This window comes from Defluviitoga tunisiensis, from assembly GCF_000953715.1.
GTDB lineage: Bacteria > Thermotogota > Thermotogae > Petrotogales > Petrotogaceae > Defluviitoga > Defluviitoga tunisiensis.
Genome location: NZ_LN824141.1, coordinates 1904904 through 1924342 on the forward strand (window position 1 = coordinate 1904904; position 19439 = coordinate 1924342).

Annotated in this window: 19 protein-coding genes; 16 read left to right on the plus strand and 3 right to left on the minus strand. The window is 31.1% G+C overall.

Annotation, left to right across the window (positions count from 1 at the left end; all coding sequences use genetic code 11):
* The first annotated feature begins 60 nt into the window (after positions 1–60).
* From DTL3_RS08670 to thrB, 9 genes are all read left to right on the plus strand, one after another.
* Positions 61–438: a Fur family transcriptional regulator gene (locus tag DTL3_RS08670; protein ID WP_045088363.1), complete on the plus strand. Its 378-nt coding sequence runs from the start codon at positions 61–63 to the stop codon at positions 436–438.
* A complete protein-coding gene (locus tag DTL3_RS08675; protein WP_045088364.1) occupies positions 435–1340 on the plus strand; it encodes a metal ABC transporter substrate-binding protein in 906 nt (301 codons plus the stop codon). Before DTL3_RS08670 ends, DTL3_RS08675 begins: the two co-directional genes overlap by 4 nt.
* Positions 1330–2088, plus strand: a complete 759-nt coding sequence (locus DTL3_RS08680; protein WP_045088365.1) for a metal ABC transporter ATP-binding protein — start codon at positions 1330–1332, stop codon at positions 2086–2088. Before DTL3_RS08675 ends, DTL3_RS08680 begins: the two co-directional genes overlap by 11 nt.
* Positions 2072–2896, plus strand: a complete 825-nt coding sequence (locus DTL3_RS08685; RefSeq protein WP_045088366.1) for a metal ABC transporter permease — start codon at positions 2072–2074, stop codon at positions 2894–2896. Before DTL3_RS08680 ends, DTL3_RS08685 begins: the two co-directional genes overlap by 17 nt.
* Positions 2897–3084: 188 nt before the next feature.
* Positions 3085–3891, plus strand: coding sequence for an HAD-IIA family hydrolase (locus DTL3_RS08690; protein WP_045088367.1), 807 nt, complete (start codon positions 3085–3087; stop codon positions 3889–3891).
* A 29-nt stretch (positions 3892–3920) separates the two neighbouring features.
* Complete coding sequence (locus DTL3_RS08695; RefSeq protein WP_045088368.1) at positions 3921–4478, plus strand: hypothetical protein; 558 nt, start codon at positions 3921–3923, stop codon at positions 4476–4478.
* Positions 4471–6810, plus strand: coding sequence for a homocysteine S-methyltransferase family protein (locus DTL3_RS08700; RefSeq protein WP_045088369.1), 2340 nt, complete (start codon positions 4471–4473; stop codon positions 6808–6810). The genes DTL3_RS08695 and DTL3_RS08700 overlap by 8 nt, the downstream gene beginning before the upstream one ends.
* Entirely contained in the window at positions 6800–7699 is a 900-nt protein-coding gene (locus DTL3_RS08705; RefSeq protein ID WP_197539565.1) for an aldo/keto reductase, read from the plus strand. The genes DTL3_RS08700 and DTL3_RS08705 overlap by 11 nt, the downstream gene beginning before the upstream one ends.
* 49 nt (positions 7700–7748) lie before the next feature.
* A complete protein-coding gene (gene thrB / locus DTL3_RS08710) occupies positions 7749–8645 on the plus strand; it encodes a homoserine kinase (protein ID WP_045088371.1) in 897 nt (298 codons plus the stop codon).
* A gap of 47 nt (positions 8646–8692) precedes the next feature.
* Here thrB and DTL3_RS08715 read toward each other — a convergent pair whose 3' ends face one another.
* Positions 8693–9424: a sulfite exporter TauE/SafE family protein gene (locus DTL3_RS08715; RefSeq protein WP_045088372.1), complete on the minus strand. Its 732-nt coding sequence runs from the start codon at positions 9422–9424 to the stop codon at positions 8693–8695.
* A gap of 250 nt (positions 9425–9674) precedes the next feature.
* Between DTL3_RS08715 and ligA the strand changes: the two genes are divergently transcribed.
* The 3 genes from ligA to DTL3_RS08730 are packed head-to-tail and all read left to right on the plus strand — an operon-like array spanning position 9675 to position 13715.
* Entirely contained in the window at positions 9675–11669 is a 1995-nt protein-coding gene (ligA, locus tag DTL3_RS08720; protein ID WP_045088373.1) for an NAD-dependent DNA ligase LigA, read from the plus strand.
* Positions 11670–11686: 17 nt separating this feature from the next.
* Complete coding sequence (locus DTL3_RS08725) at positions 11687–12550, plus strand: DegV family protein (protein WP_045088374.1); 864 nt, start codon at positions 11687–11689, stop codon at positions 12548–12550.
* A 46-nt stretch (positions 12551–12596) separates the two neighbouring features.
* Positions 12597–13715, plus strand: coding sequence for a hypothetical protein (locus tag DTL3_RS08730; RefSeq protein WP_052670464.1), 1119 nt, complete (start codon positions 12597–12599; stop codon positions 13713–13715).
* Positions 13716–13745: 30 nt separating this feature from the next.
* On the opposite strand, the gene DTL3_RS08735 is transcribed toward DTL3_RS08730, so the two are convergent.
* Positions 13746–14762, minus strand: a complete 1017-nt coding sequence (locus tag DTL3_RS08735; RefSeq protein ID WP_045088375.1) for a 6-phosphofructokinase — start codon at positions 14760–14762, stop codon at positions 13746–13748.
* Positions 14763–14851: 89 nt separating this feature from the next.
* Positions 14852–16834: a sodium-translocating pyrophosphatase gene (locus DTL3_RS08740; RefSeq protein ID WP_045088376.1), complete on the minus strand. Its 1983-nt coding sequence runs from the start codon at positions 16832–16834 to the stop codon at positions 14852–14854.
* A 219-nt stretch (positions 16835–17053) separates the two neighbouring features.
* Between DTL3_RS08740 and DTL3_RS08745 the strand changes: the two genes are divergently transcribed.
* From DTL3_RS08745 to rapZ, 4 genes are read left to right on the plus strand one after another with little or no spacing between them, the layout of a single operon-like run.
* On the plus strand, positions 17054–17374 hold the full coding sequence (locus tag DTL3_RS08745) for a hypothetical protein (RefSeq protein ID WP_045088377.1): 321 nt from the start codon (positions 17054–17056) through the stop codon (positions 17372–17374).
* A gap of 31 nt (positions 17375–17405) precedes the next feature.
* Positions 17406–17732, plus strand: coding sequence for a cell division protein ZapA (gene zapA / locus DTL3_RS08750; protein WP_045088378.1), 327 nt, complete (start codon positions 17406–17408; stop codon positions 17730–17732).
* A complete protein-coding gene (gene murI / locus DTL3_RS08755) occupies positions 17729–18544 on the plus strand; it encodes a glutamate racemase (RefSeq protein ID WP_045088379.1) in 816 nt (271 codons plus the stop codon). The genes zapA and murI overlap by 4 nt, the downstream gene beginning before the upstream one ends.
* Positions 18545–18566: 22 nt before the next feature.
* Positions 18567–19424 carry an RNase adapter RapZ gene (rapZ, locus tag DTL3_RS08760; RefSeq protein WP_045088380.1) on the plus strand — a complete coding sequence of 286 codons (858 nt, stop codon included), beginning with the start codon at positions 18567–18569 and terminating at the stop codon, positions 19422–19424.
* Positions 19425–19439 lie beyond the last annotated feature (15 nt).

The window sequence follows — 19439 nt, forward strand, 5'->3', positions numbered from 1 at the left end:
CATTTGCAAAAGCGAACAACTTGCAATTTAAAACAAAAGATTTTGGGAGTGATTATTAGAATGAGAAGCACAAAAGCTAGAAGAGATATTCTAAATATTTTCCAAAATGAGGATGTCCCTTTAAGTGCTGATTATATTTATGAGTTGCTAAATGGAGAATATGATAAGTCGACTATATATAGAAACTTAAAAAACTTTGAAAAGAATGGAAAGTTAAGGTCTATAGTTTTTTCTGATAAAATTACTTATTTTTATAAAGGGTCTGGTCACTTTCATTTTATTTATTGTGTTAGGTGTAAAAAATTCGAACGATTTAATCTCTGTTATTCAGAAACTATAAGCAAATTCATAACAGATACTTTGGGGTATGAGGTTCTTGGTCACACACTTTATTTTGAAGGAATCTGTAAAAATTGTCAGGAGGAGATGAAAAAATGAAAAAAAAGTTAATTTTTAGCATTTTTGTGTTATTTGCATTTCTGTCATTTTCTTTAAATGTATCGACTTCAATAATGCCCTATTATTTGATAGTTAAGGAAATTATAGGAGACCTTGGGACTGTAAACCTAGTAATCCCTGCTGGGAATAGTCCTCATACTTACTCTCTCACTCCACAAAATCTAAAGAGTTTATATAACTCTGATTTATTAATTCTCAACGGCTTAAACTTAGAGATCTTTATTTCAAAACTAACAGAAAATTTAAAACAAGATAATATCAAGATTATTTATGCCTCTGACTATGTACCTGAAAAAGAATTAATTATAAGCATGCACCATCACGAAGGCGAGGATATTCTCAATAGTAACCATGAAAGCGAGGAATTGTACAATCCACATATATGGTTAGATCCATATCTAGTATATACATATATTATTCCCGGATTAGTTGAAGATCTCTCAAAATTAGATCCCGAAAATAGTTTTTTTTATTCACAAAATGGTGATTATCTTACAAACAGAATGGTCAAACTTGATAATTATTTAAACGAGAAATCAAAACAAGTACATGGGGATATTTTTGTGGTACATAATTCATTTGATTATTTTGCAAAAAAGTATAATATTAAAATTGCTGCAGTTGTGGAGTCAACACCAGGTGTTCCTCCTACACCTAAAGAAATAATAGAATTAAGCGAAATCGCAAAAAATAAAAACGTAAAAGCCATTTTCAATGAACCTCAATTGAGCGATAAAGCTGCAAACACTATTGCAAAAAACCTTAATTTAAATATTGGATTACTTGACCCAATTGGTAGTAAAGAACAAATAATTGATATCGATTCTTTATATTTATACAATATGTTCGAAATTATAAGGAGAACAGCATATGAAAAATGAACCTGTTATCTCTGCTAATAATTTAAATTACTCGGTGAACAACAATCAGATCTTGACAAATATTTTTTTTGACATATATAAAGGGGATTTCGTTGGAATAATTGGGCCAAACGGTGCAGGAAAATCAACCTTGGTAAAAATTATTACTGGTGAAATAGAAAAATATTCGGGCGAAGTCTCAATAAAAGGTAAAATAGGTTATGTTCCACAAGTTGAAGAAATTATTTCAACTTTTCCTATGAAAGTATATGAGTTAGTCTTATTAGGACTATATAAAGAAGTTGGACCCATAAAACGTTTCAAGAAATACCATTACCAAAAGGTAAAAGAGGTTCTTCAGTTACTAAGTATAGAAGAGTTGTATGATAGACAAATAGGAAAGTTATCGGGTGGTGAATACAGAAGAGTAATGATTGCAAGAGCCCTAGTATCAGATCCCGACATACTAATACTTGATGAACCGGAGGCTAATATCGATAAACCTGGTCAAGAGCTATTATTAAATATTCTGAAAAAATTAAAAGAAGAAAAAAATATGACAATAATTTTAGTAAGTCACGACCTTAATATGATATTTAAAGAAACAACTAGAATTCTTTGTTTAAATAAAACTCTTCATTGTCATAAAAATACCCGGGATATAAACATGAAGGATTTAAAAGAATTATACTCTGAAGACTTTGAATTGTTTGCACATTTAAACGGAACTATGAAAGCGGTGGTCGATAAACATGATGGAAATACTTAAATACCCTTTTTTAAGAAATGGCTTAATAGGAGCAATACTAGCTGGTTTAGGAAGTTCTTTACTATCGAATTTTATCGTTCTAAAAAAAATGGAGTTTATAGGAGAAGGAGCTGCACATGTTGCATTTGGTGCAATAGCCTTCGCTTTATTCTTTAATCTAAATATGAATGTTATCTCATTAATTGTTGCAATTGTTTTTGCAGTAGCTATTCATATACTTGGTAAAAAAGAGAAAGTTCAAGAAAACAGCGTTATTGGTATGCTTTTAACTCTATCAATGGCAGTTGGAATCATATTATTATCTTTCAAAAAGGGATATGTACCGGAAATTGATAGTTTTCTATTTGGCGATGTATTGATGATTAATAATGAAGATCTAAAGTTACTATTTATCTTTGATTTAATAATAATTTTTTATATTATATTTTTTAATAAGGAACTTAAATATTACGCTTACAATCAGAAGTTAAGCCAAATATTTGGTGTGCCAGTAGATTTTATTAATTTATCCTTTTTAATTATTACTTCTATTACAATTGTTATTTCTGCTAAAATAATAGGTATAATATTAATAACTTCTTTGCTAATTACCCCAGGAGTAATAGGAAAGTTATTTGCTAAAAGTATCAATCAAATGATTTTAATATCATTAATAATCGGTTTTGTATCTTCTGTACTCGGATTCATAGCCTCTTATTATTTTGATATCCCCTCTGGTCCAACTATTGTTGTCACCTTATTTGTTTTATTCATAATTTCTTATATAATAAAAAGAGTTTACTTATTAAAAAATAAAGAATCAGTATAGAATAACTTGAGCTTTTTTGAATTTATAACGGGTCTAGGGCGAAGCCCTCACCCTTTCTTTGATACAAGTACCAAATTAGAAATTGGGAGCTAACAACTTCAAACACGCAACATTAAAAATCAGTTAAATTCCGCATTTTAGAATTTCTAAAGTGACTATAAATAACATATTTTTTAGGAGGATGCAACTTGAAGATCAATGAAGAAGCTATAAAAAGGCTTAAAAATGTTGAGTTATTTGTATTAGATATTGATGGTACGTTCTATGTCAGTAAACAGCTTGTTGATGGTGCTCAAAAATTTTCTAATCTTTTAAAAACTCAGGGTAAAAAGCTTGTTTTTCTAACAAATAATTCAAATAAATCTAAGCAAGAATATATTGAAGAATTTGAATCTATTGGATATCCCATCTCAGAAAAAGAAATATATACAGCAGGTATTGCAACAGCCGAATACATTAAAAAACAGTTTGGCTCTAAGAAAATTTATTTGGTTGGAACACCTTCAATTATTCAAGAGTATAAAAGATATAATCATGAGATTGTAGAAGATTCTCCTGAAATGGTTGTAGTTACATTTGATAAAACACTAACATACGAAAAACTTGCAAAAGCCTCTGTTTTTATAAGTAGAGGTGCTTTATTTATCGCGACCAATCCAGATTTAAATTGCCCAACCATAGATGGACCTATTCCAGATACCGGTGCAATAGCGAGCACTATCTCACAGGCTTGTAACAAAAAACCTGATCTAGTATTTGGAAAACCTGATCCAAGAATATTAGAAATGGTTATAAATGACTATGGATTAACGCCAGAAAAAACATGTATGGTAGGAGACAGATTGTACACCGATATTTTAATTGGAATACATGCAAACACTTTAACTACTTTAGTCCTAACAGGAGAAGCAAAATTAACAGATTTAGATAATACTCCTATAAAACCTGATATAATAGCAAAAAATCTGGGTGAGTTAGCAGATTTAATAATTTAGGTTACAAAGAAAATTTTGGAGGATTAAAAATGCCTGATGTGTATATTCCTGAGGCCTTTGAAATAATGCCTCAAAAAAGGTTTTATCTACTCAGAGCTGGTTTTAAAGGTACAACGCATAGTATTAATGATAAATTGAAGGAAGAAATCAACAATGTATACCTATATGGTTTAGAATTATCCAAACCAAAAGTTGTTTTTAATACTCTGCCTGTAGATATTCTAGCCAATAGCTTGATACCCCATTCTTTTAAAGGTGTAAAGCTAATAACTTTTTTTGCTTCAACATTAGGTAAAGATATAGATAATTTTATATCAAATTCAAATACGTTAATTTCTACACTTTTAGATGCCTGGGCATCTGAGGCGATAGAAGCATTAAATAGTACTTTTGACGAAAAATTAAGGAAACAATTCGGACAGGGTACTAGAAGATTTTCTCCAGGCTATGATGATATAGATATACGAAAAAATTATGACATAGTGAAAAACCTATTAAAAACAGATATAGTAACAGTTAACCAAAATACAGGTATTATTACTCCAAGAAAAAGCACAATTTGTATGATTGGGTGGTATAGTGGATAGAAAAAATTTTTTAGAAACTTTAAAAAAGAAAATTTTGTTACTAGATGGTGGATACGGAAGTGAATTTATCAAAAGAGGATACTCTAATATTCCAGCTGAATTATTGAATATAATGCATCCTGAAGTTGTGTATCAACTTCATAATGAATACATTGAAGCTGGAGCAGATATTATTTTAACCAATACATTCAGCGCTAATAGAAAAAAGTTAAAAGAGCTTAAATTGGAAGATGACTTTCTACGTATTAATTCAAAAGCTGTTGAGATTGCAAAAAATGCTGCAAAAGATAAAGTTTTAGTATTTGGGGATATATCTTCTTTGGGAGAATTTCCAAAACCTCTAGGAACTCTTGAAATGAAAGACACAATTGAAGAGTTCTATCAGCAAGCAAAAATTTTGTATAACGCAGGCGTAGATGGGTTTATAGTAGAAACCATAAGTGATATAAAAGAGCTTAAGGCTGCTATATGGGGAATAAGAAAAGTTAGCTCAGAATTACCTTTGATAGCTCACATGACTTTTGAAAAAAACGGGTCTTCTATAACGGGAACTTCTGTTGAGATCTTTGCAAATGTTGTTAATGATCTAGATATCGATGTTATTGGAATCAATTGCACCTTAGGCCCAGATGAATTAATTGATGTTTTTCAAAAGTTGTCTTTTTCTACAAACAAACCTCTAAGTGTTGAACCAAATGCTGGTAAACCTATTTATGACGGAAAAACTATTGAATATAGAATGACACCAGAAGTATTTGGAATGTATGTTGAAGATTATGTAGAATTAGGAGCAAACATTATAGGAGGATGTTGCGGTACAACACCTTTACACATAAAAGTCATAAAAAACATGATAAAGAATAGAAAAACAAAAAAAATATACAAAGACATTCCCATAATGTACTCATCACGTACAATATTAAAGAAATATCATCCTTTCACTGTAATAGGAGAAAAAATAAATCCTGCAGGAAACAATTCTTTTCAAAAAGAAATAGAAGAATTCAATTTTGAGGAAATAATTAAAAGAGCAAATAGCCAAAAGTCTGCTGGAGCAGATGCTTTAGACTTAAACATTGGGATTGAAAAAATCTTAAATACCGAACACATAAAACACATAATCTTGGAATTAGACAAATACTCTTCTTTGCCTCTTTCTCTTGACATACAGAACGTTGATTTTCTTGAAACTGCTTTAATAGAATATCCCGGTAGACCAATAATAAACTCAGCTAGATTGACAAAAAAAGATCTCGATAAAAAACTTGAATTTATTAAAAAGTACGGTGGCTTGCTAATAATACTTGCAATGGGGAAAGATATTCCTGAATCTGCAGAAGAAAGGTTTCAATTAATACAAACTAAATGGAAAGAACTTGAAAAACTTGGATTTAGTAAAAAGCAATTTATTGTTGATCCATTAGTTTTATCAGTTGCAGCAAACTACAATCCAAACATCACTTTAGACACTATTAAACTTCTTTCTTCACACAATTTTAACACAATAATTGGACTTTCTAATTTAAGCTTTGGACTCCCCAACAGAAGTCAAATTAATGCGGCATTTTTGTCAAGAGCTATATACAATGGTTTAAACTCTGCAATCATGAATCCTGAAGATTCACTGCTTATGAACATTCTTAAAGGAAATCAATTATTAGATGGAAATCTAGTAATAGAAAATAAAATAGAAAATAGAGATAAATTAGTAGAAAATATTTTACAAGGAAACCAAGAAAACCTCAAAACAATAATACAAAAAGAGTTAGAAGAGAAAGAACCTTTAGAAATTAGTCAGAATATCTTAGCAAAGGCTATGGAACAAATAGGTGATCTATATTCTGAAGGAAAAATTTACTTGCCAGAATTATTATTAGCCTCTGATACTGTGAAACCTATTTTTGACTACATAAACCAATTCATTGGCGAGTCAGAAACAAAAAAGGCAAAGGTAGTTATTGCAACTGTAGAAGGTGACATACATGATATTGGCAAAAATATTGTCGCCACAGTGTTAAGAAGCTCAAACTTTGAAGTTATCGATTTAGGAAAGGACGTTGAAACACAAAAAATTGTTGAAGCTGTACGTAAAGAAAAACCTCAAATACTAGGTTTATCGGCTATGATGACAACTACGATAGGAAAGATTGAAGAAGTAGTAAACGAGGTTAGAAAATTGAGTTTCCCTGTCAAAATTATTGCAGGTGGGGCTTCAATGAACAAACAATTAGCAAATAACTTTGGATGTGATGCATATGCAAAAGATGCTAGTGAAGGTTTAAAAATTTGTAAAAGATGGATAGAGGAGATAAATTATGGAGATGACAATTAGTGTTTCAAAAAGTGGATTAAAATTTTCCCGTATTGTACAAGGTATGATGAGATTAAATCAATGGAATTTTACAAAAACAGAATTAGAAGAATTTGTTCAAAAATGTATTAATTTGGGTGTAACTACGTTTGACCATGCAGATATATATGGAAATCACACTTGTGAGGCCATTTTTGGAAATATATTAAAAGATAATCCTTCACTCAGAAACAAAATTCAGATAGTAACAAAATGTGGAATTATGTTAAAAAACGAGAAATTTCCTAGACGTGTTGCACATTATAACACGAGAAAAGAACATATATTAGAATCTGTAGATCAATCTTTAAAAAATTTTAATACTAATTATATCGACCTTTTGCTTATCCATAGACCCGATCCTTTCATGAATCCAGAAGAGATTGCAGAAGCTTTTTATCAATTAAGCAAAGCTGGAAAGGTGTTATATTTTGGAGTTTCAAACTTCACTATTCAGCAATTTAAAACCTTACAATCAAAAATGAACTTAAACCTAGTTACAAATCAAATTGAAATATCCCCATACAATTTAGAACATTTCCAAAACGATAATATATACTTTTTGATGGAAAAAAATATTAACCCAATGGCTTGGTCACCTCTAGCTGGAGGAAAACTCTTTAATATAAACGATGATAAAGGTAAGAGAATAACTAACGCCTTAAAAGAAGTTGCCAAAGATTTTAATACTGAATCATTAGATACTATAGTTTATGCATGGTTGCTGAACCATCCAGTGGGTATAATTCCTATCTCAGGTAGTGGAAAAATTCAAAGGCTTAAAAATGCTGTTGATGCGTTAGAAATTAAAATGGATCCTGAACAATGGTATATAATTTATGAAGCGGCTTTAGGACAAAGAGTACCCTAATTATTAAGGAGATACTATTTTTATTAGCGTATATTTAGGAGGTTTTAACTTGTTTAAAATAAGAATTCCAGCTACTTCAGCGAATTTAGGTCCTGGATTTGACTGTTTTGGGCTTGCCCTAAAAATCTATAACACTTTTACTTTTGAAACAATCCCTAGTTATTTTGAATTTATTGTACAATTCAAAGGAAAAGAGATCCCAATAAATCAAGAAGATAATCTAGTATATGAAGCTATGAAGAAAACTTTTGAGATGTTTAACAAAGATATTCCAGGCATAAGAATAACAGAAGAAATAAACATACCTTTTTCGCGAGGGTTAGGAAGCAGTGCTACTGCAATACTTGCAGGCATTCTAGCAAGTAATAAAATTCTAGATAATCCTATGAATAACGAAGAAATTCTCGACCTTGCATACAAAATAGAAGGACACTCTGACAATATAGTCCCTGCTTTAAATGGAGGATTTAATATAACAATTATTGAAAACAATAAAATTATTTTTAAAAAGATTAGCGTTGATGAATCACTAAAAATTATTGTTGTAATTCCCGAAATAAAAATAAAAACAAAAGAAGCAAGAAAGATACTTCCAACTGAGATTACACGTGAAGATGCTATATTTAATCTTAGTAGGGCATCATTACTAACTGCATCCCTAATTACGATGGATTACTCTTATCTTTCACTTGCTTTTCAAGATAGATTACATCAAAATTATAGAGCAAAGTTAATTCCTGGTTTTTATGATGTTGTTAATAGCGCATATAAAGAAGGCTCACTTGGCGTTGCTCTTAGCGGCTCAGGATCGTCAATAATAGCTTTTTCAAATTCAAACGAAGAGAACATCGCTCAATCAATGATTAATACTTTTTCAAGCTTTAACGTAAATAGCTCTTATATAATAACTACTGCTGATAATAATGGAACAATAATAATTGATTGAGCTTTAGTCATTTAACAATATTGATTCCAAGAATACAAACATAGTACTTAAAATGCATTAATCAAATCTCTTATACTAGAAAAACAAACTCCTATTCCAACAGCTAATAAAAGGATTTTTGATGGAAGCTTTTTTGTTAGATAAGCTGCTAATGGAGCAGCGAGTACACCACCTATAATTAACCCTAATATTATTTTAAAATTAAAATTAGTTAAAAAAAAGAAAAAAGTTACAGACTGAGCTATAGTAACAAAAAATTCTGTTAAATTGACAGAACCGATTGTGGTACTCGGCGTATGACCATTTGAAACCAATGTTGAAGTAACAATAGGTCCCCAGCCTCCTCCACCTATTGCATCAAGTAAACCTCCAAAAAAAGCCAAAGGTCTTAATTTTAATCTTTCATTCTCTTTTTTAGGCTTAGTAAAAAACATATAAATGATCTTTATTCCAACAATCAACAAGTAAACTGAAACGATTGGCTTAATAATATTTAATGGAAGATTTGATAACAAAAAAGCTCCGATTATTCCACCTATAATTCCTGGTAGTAATAATTTCTTAACTTTTTCTTTGTCTACATTGCCAAATTTCCAGTGAGCAAGTCCAGAAACCCCTGTCGTAAAAACCTCAGATATATGAACGCTTGCACTAGCCAAAGCAGGATGAATCCCCAAAGCCAGGAGTAATGTATTGCATGAAATTCCATACAGCATCCCCAGTGCCCCATCAATTAGTTGAGCTAAAAAACCTACAATAGCAAATAGTAATATTTCCATGGTTCATCCTCCTTCCATTACTAAGTATCTTTTTGAAATACAATATTTGCAAAAATAGATATAAAGTTATAAATTAGTTATCTTTATCATTATACTAAATAAATTACACAAATTGCAAATAAACACTAACCCATATGATATAATTAAGAAGATATCTGTTATATGTGAATTTTCTTTACATTGTTTATCAAGTGTACATTAATTCATACTTTTAATTATATAATTAAAATGTTTAGAAGGAGGCTTTACCTTGCCTGTTCCTGAAGATGTTAAAGAACGATACGAAAAACTCAAATCAGAAATTGAAGAACATAATTATCGTTATTACGTATTAGCAAATCCCATAATTTCAGATGAAGAATATGACAAGCTTTTTAAAGAACTTCTTGAATTAGAAAAAAAGTACCCTGAACTAAAGGCTCCTGATTCTCCTACTCAACGCATTGGTGGCATAGTATTAGATGAATTTAAAAAAGTACCACATTCAGTTCCCATGCTTTCTCTTGATAATACATACAATGAAGTTGATATATTAGAATTTCATGAAAGGGTTTTAAGAAACTTAAACAGATCTCAAATTGATTATATGAGTGAATTAAAAATAGATGGTGTCTCTGTGGCACTTAGATACTCAAATGGAATATTAAACCAAGGAATAACAAGAGGAGATGGCATTACAGGCGAAGACATTACTGAAAATATCAAAACTATTTTGAGCATACCTTTAAGATTGAAAAAACAAGTTGATATAGAAGTCAGAGGAGAAATATTCATGCCAACAAGAGAATTTGCCAGAATAAATGCTGAACGTGAAAAAAACGGCCTTCAAGTTTTTGCAAATCCCCGAAATGCAACTGCTGGAACTTTAAAACTTCTTGATAGCAAGGAAGTTGCTAAAAGAAAATTAGATTCTTTTATGTATTACATAATATATCCTGAAAATTATAATCTTAAGACTCAAGAAGAGGCCTTAAAATATTTAAAAGAGTTGGGATTTAAGACCAATCCCCATAGCAGAAAACAAGAAAATATCTCAGGAGTTATTGAATACTGGAAAGAATGGACAAAAAAAAGAAGAGAATTAGAGTACGACGTAGATGGAATAGTAGTTAAAGTCAATGAATTTGAATTGCAAAGAGCACTTGGAGAAACCGTGAGATCTCCTCGCTGGGCTATAGCTTTAAAATTCCCTTCAGAACAAAAAGAAACCAAGTTAATAAAAATTCACTTTCAAGTAGGAAGTACAGGAATCATAACACCTGTTGCAGAATTTAACCCCATTCATCTTGAAGGAACCACAGTCAAAAGAGCTAGTCTACATAACTTTGAATACATAAAAGAAAGAGATATAAGAGAAGGAGATTATGTTCTTGTAGAAAAAGCGGGAGGAATTATACCTCAAGTTATAGGACCAGTAATAGAAAAACGAACAGGTGATGAAAAAGAAATTGTCCCTCCAGAAAAATGCCCTGTATGTGGTGGAAAAGTTGGGAAAATAAAGAGTGATGAGGTTGCCATAAGATGCCTCAACCCTTCTTGCCCAGAAAAATTGGTTAGAGTACTTGAAAACTTTGTTTCAAGAGACGCTATGAACATTCAAGGTCTTGGAAAAAAACTGCTAAAACGTATGGTAGATGCAGGATTATTAAAAGATATTGCAGATATATATTACTTAGATGAAAATAAGATCAGAAGTTTAGGAAAAGGAATTGGAGATAAAACAATTAAAAATGTGCTAACTCAAATTGAACATTCTAAAAATAGAGAACTATACAGACTAATCAATGCATTAGGAATTCCTAATGTTGGAACCAAGACCTCGAAAGATTTAGCGAAACATTTTAAAACTTTAGAAAATCTTATGAATGCTAATTTTGATGAACTATTAGAGGTTGAAGGCATTGGTGAAGATACAGCACAAGCTATTATTAATTTCTTCTCTCAAAATGAAGTAAAATTGATAATCCAAAAATTAAAAGACGCTGGCGTTAATTTTGGATACCAAGAAAAAGAAAAAAAAGGACCTCTCAGTGGGTTACTAGTTTGTCAGACTGGGGCATTATCTAGAATGACTAGACAAGAATTTGCTGAATATGTTGAATCAAAAGGTGGAACATTTACTGATAATCTAACAAGAAAGACAAATATACTTGTAGTCGGAGAAAATCCGGGTTCAAAACTAGATAAGGCTAGACAGTATGGAATAACTATTTTGAGTGAAGAAGAGTTTTTTGAAAAATATTAAAAAGGAGGAATCAACTATTGATAGGATTAATATGTGATTCGGCAACCGATACCCCTACAGAAATACTTAAAAAGGATTTTGTGAAAATGGTACCTTTAAAGGTTATAATTAATGGCAAAGAATACAAAGATGGTTTGGAAATAACTCAAAAAGAAGTCATAGAAGCGATGGAGCATTCAATTCCTCAAACATCTTTACCTAGTCGAGAAGATATTTTTGATGCTTATAAATCACTTATTGAAAGAGGATATAATGAAATCTTTGTAATAACTGTGCCAGAGAAATTAAGTGGCACTTTTGGATTATTTTATTCAACTGCCAATGAAATAAAAAAAATACATCCAAATATAACGATAGAAGTTGTAGATTCAAATAGTGGTTCTCTAGGAGCAGCTATGATAGTAAGTAAAGTAGCTGAATACATTGAAGAAGGAAAAAGTTTTGATTACATAAGAGAACAATTAGATTCACTAATAAATGGAAAATCAAAAGTATTTTTTGTTGTACCTACCTTGAAATATCTAAAAGCAGGAGGACGAATAGGAAAAGTATCCGGCACGTTGGGAGAGATACTAAATGTTAAACCGATTATTTCTATCAATGAAGAAGAAGAGTTTCATGAAGTAGGAAGGGCAAGAGGAATGAACAAAGCAATCGATAAGATGATTGATTCTTTTCTTCAATGGGTTGGAGAAAAGAAACTTGAATTTTTGGCAGTCGCAAAATCTGGAGAAAAAAGAGAAACTCAGCATTACTTTGATTACATCATGTCAAAATTAGAACACCTTAATCCAAAGAAAATTTTTACAGGAGAAATCTCATCTGTAGCCTTGGTTCATCTAGGTGATGGATTGGTTGGTGTTGGGGGCTTATTAAAATAGACTATAATTTATTTTGATACCCACTTTTCATAAGGTTGTGGTTATTATGAAAAACTCAAAAATAATTGTTTTAACAACTATTTTTATGCTTTTTTTATCTTCAATGATATTTTCAACAATTGCCATTAATGAAAAAACACTTATACAATCAATAGTAGAGGGTAAAGATTTTACAAATATCACTCCATATCCAATATCACTCTCAGAAGGATTGGAAATCTATCCTTTTTTTATAACTTATTCAAATGACATCGTCTGGTTGCTCTCAGGATTATATCAAACTAATTGGTCTGATCTTGAAAGAGGCGTATATCTTTCTGATTCTCTTCCCTACGTTACAGGATTTATGGGAGGTTATGACGCCGACACGCTTAAAGTTGTTTCAGGAGCATATTTTTTTAACCCTTATCTTACAGAAGAAGAATTTTTGAGACAAAAAGATACTTCTTTTGATAGAAATTCAGATAGATATCGTTCAAAAACTGGTTATTCAGAACCTTCAAAAGCCCTTTTTATTCATAGAGTAGAACTTATATTGTTTGAAAAACTGAGATTATCGTTAAATGAATTAAAATTAGTAGGTGGAAAATATCCAGACTTATCTGATGCCAATCCATTTGGTATTTTTCATAACACACTAGGAGAAGGTTACTCAAACAGTATGCTTGGTATAGACTTTTCGCTAATACCTATAAAAGGTTGGCAATTATATGGTCAACTCGCAGTAGATGATTTTCTAGTACCAGAAACTGAATCTGGAGCGGAAGATTACAAACCTACAGCTCTAGCTTGGGGATTAGGGACAAGGTTCGTGAAAAAATTTGATAAACTTTATATTTCTCCAAAATTTGAATATTATAAAATATATACTTGGATGTACAATCAATGGTTGCCTTATCTCAGGTATACCGCTAAATATAATTCTCGTGAAATTCCTATAGGTTTTGATTATGGTAACGATATGGAAGGCTTTCTTGTTGGTATAGATATATTCAGCAATAATGTTAAATATAAATTTATAATTGAAAGATATCTAAAAGGAGAAATTGATCTAGAAACTCCTTATGACGATGAACGCAAGAAAGAAAAAGAAAATTGGTCAGGACCATATGGCAATACTATACCCTTCTTTTCAATTTCTTTCTCCTTTGAAATTGAAATTTAGCGGTGCGAATACACCGCTAAATTATTTTTCTTAAAAAAATAATTCTGCCATTTTGTATATCTCTATATCAACCTCTTTATTTTTTAAGATTTCTTTATTGTAAGGAGTCTCTACGACATCAAATCCTTTTAAACCTAAAGCAATGTTGGTTTTTCCCTTTTTCACAGCCTCTATTGCACTAAATCCAAACTTAAATGCAAGATATCTATCAAAAGATGTAGGAGTTCCAGCCCTTTGTAAATAATCTAAATTTACGGTCCTACATTCAATATTTTCAAAATTTTCATTTATATATTCTGCAACTAGTTCAGAAGGTCTCATGTAGCTCCTTATTTTTGGATCTTTTACAATGTTTTTTATTTCTTCGGGTAATTTTACCTTTTCTTCAACAACTACCAATGAAAATCTTCTACCTATGTCGTATCTTCTTTTGATATTGTCAATTAACTGAGTAGGTACAAATTCTACCTCTGGAGTTATGATATAATCTGCTCCGCCAACCATACCTCCTATAATAGCTAACCAACCAGATTCATCACCGCCAACTTCAACTACAATAACCCTATGACCAGCACTTGCTGTAGAATGAAGTCTGTCTAAAGCATCACTTACAGTTTGCAGGGCAGTCAAATAACCTATACTTAAATCGGTCCAATTTAGGTCATTATCAATTGTAGCCGGAATAATAACTGATGGAATCCCTTCATCTGCTAATTTCAAAGCTATATTAGTTCCTGTATGACCCGTCAACAAAATCAAAGATGTTATTTGATACTTTGAAAAATTATCTTTAAGTTTCTTGAGATCATCAGGATTAGCAGTAGGATCATACTTAGAAGAACCTAAAACAAATCCTCCCTCGGGCAATCTTCCAGAAACGTGTTCTTTAGCCAATATACTCATTTTGTCTTCAACCAATCCCATAAATCCATCGTATACTCCTACAATTTCCACATCTTCATGAGCGCCTTTTACTATTAACGCCCTTATCACTGCATTAAGACCGGGACAATCCCCACCCACATTCAAAACACCTATTCTTTTCACCACTTATCACCTCTTTCGATTTTTAGCGTTTACATAAATTAATAATAAAATAAGCCATATATGTTCACATAATTAACTTCTGAAAAAATTCAACTTAAAAATACTTCTAGAATCGGAATTATTACTATTGAAACAATTGACATAAGTTTTATCAAAATATTTATAGATGGCCCTGCAGTGTCTTTTAAAGGATCCCCAACAGTATCTCCAACTATTGAAGCCTTATGAGATAAAGAACCTTTTCCCCCTAACTCTCCACTCTCAATTGTTTTTTTCGCATTATCCCAAGCCCCACCAGAATTAGCCATAAAAATAGCCAGCATCACACCACAAACTGTGGCACCAGCTAACATTCCAGCAACCGCTTCTTTTCCTAATAATAAATAAGTAAGTATAGGAGCGATAATAGCTATGAGAGAAGGTAAAACCATATGTTTTAATGCTCCACTAGTAGCTATTTTAACACACTTTCCATAATTCGGTTCTGCTTTTCCGTCTATTAATCCAACAATCTCTTTAAACTGTCTTCTTACCTCTTCTACCATCAAATTTGCAGCCTTACCAACAGCTTTCAAAACTAGAGACGAAAAAAGGAAAGGAAGCATAGCTCCAGCTAATAATGCCACAAAAACATTTGCATGGTTTAAATCAACTACTGATATATTAACTTCTTGAGTGTAGGATGCAAAAAGAGCCAAAGCAGTTAATGCAGCTGATCCTATTGCAAACCCTTTTCCTATAGCCGCGGTAGTATTCCCTACTGTATCCAATTTATCTGTAATCTCTCTGACATGAGGATCCAACTTAGCCATTTGGGCAATACCGCCAGCATTATCGGCAATAGGCCCATATGCATCAATTGAAAGAGTAATTCCTAATGTTGAAAGCATTCCGAGAGCAGCAATTGCAATTCCATATAATCCATACAATTTAAAAGATAAAACAATACTTATGCCAATAAAAAGAACCGGAAGTAGCGTCGATTCCATACCTAATGCTAAACCATTAATAATTAAAGGTGCAGGCCCTGACGGAGCGCTTTTAGCAAGATCATCTATAGGTTTTTTAGAAGTATAATATTCTGTTACCGCCCCAATAAGAATACCCACCATCATTCCTAAAATAGCAATCAAAGCGGGTTTAAAAGATCCCAAAATTATTTTAGAAAGAACAATAACCGCTATTGCTTGAAAAAAAGAGGTTATATACGTTCCAAAATCTAGCGCTTTTTGAGGTTCTACATTATCCGATTTCTTAATAAACAAATTAACCAAAATAATACCTAGTATAGAAAGTAAAAGACCAGAAGAAGCTACAAAAAAAGGAAATATTGCTCCTTTAATAGAATAATCAATGCCTCCTAAAACTGAGGCAGAAAAAATAGCTCCAACATATGATTCATATAAATCCGCACCCATACCCGCAACATCACCGACATTATCCCCAACATTATCCGCTATAACTGCTGGATTTCTAGGATCATCTTCAGGAATATTTGCTTCGACTTTACCAACCAAATCTGCGCCAATATCCGCGGCTTTTGTAAAAATACCCCCTCCCACCCTTGCAAACAAAGCAGCGAATGAAGCCCCCATCGCATAACCACTCATAATCTCAACATTACCATCAAAAAGAAAAAAAACGCCGCCTAATCCTATTAATCCGAGTGATACTACGGTCATACCCATAACTGCGCCACCATTAAAAGAAATAGTCAATGCGTCTTTCAAGCTTTTAGTTGCCCCATAAGTAGTCCTTGAATTTGCCCTTGTAGAAATAGACAGCCCAAAATAACCCGCCAATGCTGAAAATATAGAACCCATTAAAAAAGAAATTGCCATTGAATGTGAGCTGATTTTCCATAAAAATACCGCTAACAAGGCAAGTACAATAAAAAGAATTCTATATTCTGCAATTATAAAAGATTTTGCGCCAACTTGGATAGCTTTAGATAACTTTTGCATTTTTTCGTCGCCTGGAGATTTCTCTAAGACATTAAAAACTAGAAAGATTGTGAAAATAAGGCCTATTCCCCCACTAATCACGGAAATTAATCTTGTCACTGCGCCCATAAATCTCCCTCCCATGAGTATTATTTCGATTTTGAATATTATAACATAATAGTCTTATTATGCTATAATATGTAATGAAGTTTAAAGCAAATAAATTTGCTTGAAAGTTTGCTATCTTTCAATATATTTTCATTTACTTATGTTATAATAAAAAGCATAAAGTATTTAAATAAATACTTTATTTAATACAAATTAATAAATAAAAAGGGGGAAAACAGAATGGAAATCTTGAGGGATTTAGAAAACATGTTGGAAACCTTGGCAGATAGGTACAACGAGCTAAAAAAAGAAAGAAATACCCTTAAGTCTCAATATGACGAATTATTTAATGAATACGAAAAACTAAACAGCGAAAAAGAAGAGTTAAGCAGACAGTTAGAAGAAATTAAAAGGAAAAACGAAGAAGTTGAAAATTATTTAAATCAACTAAAAACAACTCTAATCTCGCGTGTTGGAGAGGATTTCTTAAATCCAAATTATGATAGTTCTTTTGAAACTAATAATCCTGTTCAAGGTGAAAATTCTAATGGTTCATATTGATTTATAGATCTTTTTTGAAGGATTGATTGTAATGAAAAATTATAGAAGTGTCGAAGTTAATATTTTAGGTAAAAACTACAGGTACAAAGTAAATGAACCTGAAGAAGTTATCAATAAAATTTTAGAAGAAATTAAATCTGAAGTTGAAGATTATTCTAGAAAAATAGGTTCAGATAAAATTGATTACATTTTGTTATTAATGTTACTTAATGAAAAGTTAAATACAATTAAAACTAGGCAAGAAATAAAAGATTTGATTGCTAAATTTAGTAAATCCTTAAATACAACGCTAAATCCATTCATTGAAACACCTGAAAATAACGATGAAAATAAATCAGTGAGCTGGGATGAAAAATGAAGATCGGTTTTTTTGATTCGGGTATTGGTGGACTAACTGTTTTAAAAAAGGTTATTAATAATTTTGGAAATCATCAATACATTTATTTAGGAGATAGTGTAAATGTTCCTTACGGTTCTAAACCTATTTCTTTTCTTATTTCTAATTTAGAAAAGATTCTATCTTTTTTTGATTCTTTAGATGTTGATATTCTCATATCTGCTTGTAATACCACAGATTCTATAATCAAAAAAACTAACTTTAATCTAGAAAACTATAATTTTACCTATATAAGTTTGATAGAAAATGCAGTTGAAAAAGTAGAAAAAAACGATTCTGTGCTACTTTTAGCTACTGAAAATACAGTTAAATTAGGGGTATATAAAGAATTATTAACTAAAAAAGGCCTATCAAAATACGAAGAAAAGGCGTGTCCGCTTTTTGTTCCATTAATTGAAGAAGGTTATTGGTATGGTCAAATGGCTGATTCCGTATTAAGATACTATTTGAGAGATTACAAATCCAAATATAAAAAAGTGATTCTTGGATGTACTCATTATCCAATATTAGAAAAGCAAATAAAAAAATATACAAATTCATTAATTTTAGACCCTGCTGATAGCATTGTTGATTTTCTAGAAAAAGAAGTTCAATTAAGCAAAAATAGAGGAAATATAAAAGTTACTTATTATATCACAGGAAATGTTGACAAATTTGAAACCCTTTCGAAAGCATTCATGTTTGATGTTTATTATAAACCCACTTTCAAAAAGATCAATTTGTCCAAAAAAAGACAATATAGCGAAAAAAGTCTTATTAATACCAAACAATAATTCTAAAAAAGGATGATTAATTGTGAAGAATAACCCAGTAGTGTACTTAATAACAGGGTTATCAGGAGCTGGAAAATCTACATTATTAAGAGCTTTAGAAGATGAGCAATATTTTACTGTAGACAATGTTCCTCCTAACTTAATAGAACATTTTTTAAATATTCTATGCACGAGTAATGTAAAAAAACTTGCAATTGTGAGTGATATAAGGTGGAAGGACCCTGAGAGTTTGTATGATGTGTTTAATAACGTAGAAAAATTAGCAAAGTGTAATATGGAAATTCATAAAGTTTTTTTAAAAGCCGATAAACCTACAATAATTGATAGATATAAAAAATCCAGAAGAATACATCCACTTGAAAAATCCTTAGAAATAGCTATTGATGAGGAAATAAAAGTAATGAGTGGTATAGAAAAAATATGTGATATCGTTATAGACACGACATCAATAGAACCTACTGAGTTAAAAAAGAATTTTTTTCAAATTATTAATGAAAATCTGAGAAAATTAAGATTAAATATTATAAGTTTTGGATTTAAAGAAGGAGTTCCCTCTATTGCAGATTATTTAATCGATGTTCGATACCTTCCAAACCCTTTTTATTTTCCTGAAATGTATCAATTAACTGGATTAGACGAAAAAGTAATTACTTTTTTAGAACAATTCCCAGAAACGTCTGAAACAATCAACAAATTAGTTGATTTTGCTAAATTTATTCAAGATAAATACTCAGAAAGTGGACGTTTTGAAGCTTATTTTTGTATAGGATGTACAGGAGGACAACACAGGTCTGTTTATGTTGCTCAAAAGTTATACGACCTATTAAAAGCTGATGGTAGAGAAGTATCAATTACACATAGAGATTTAGAAAAAAAATAAATAATCTATAATATA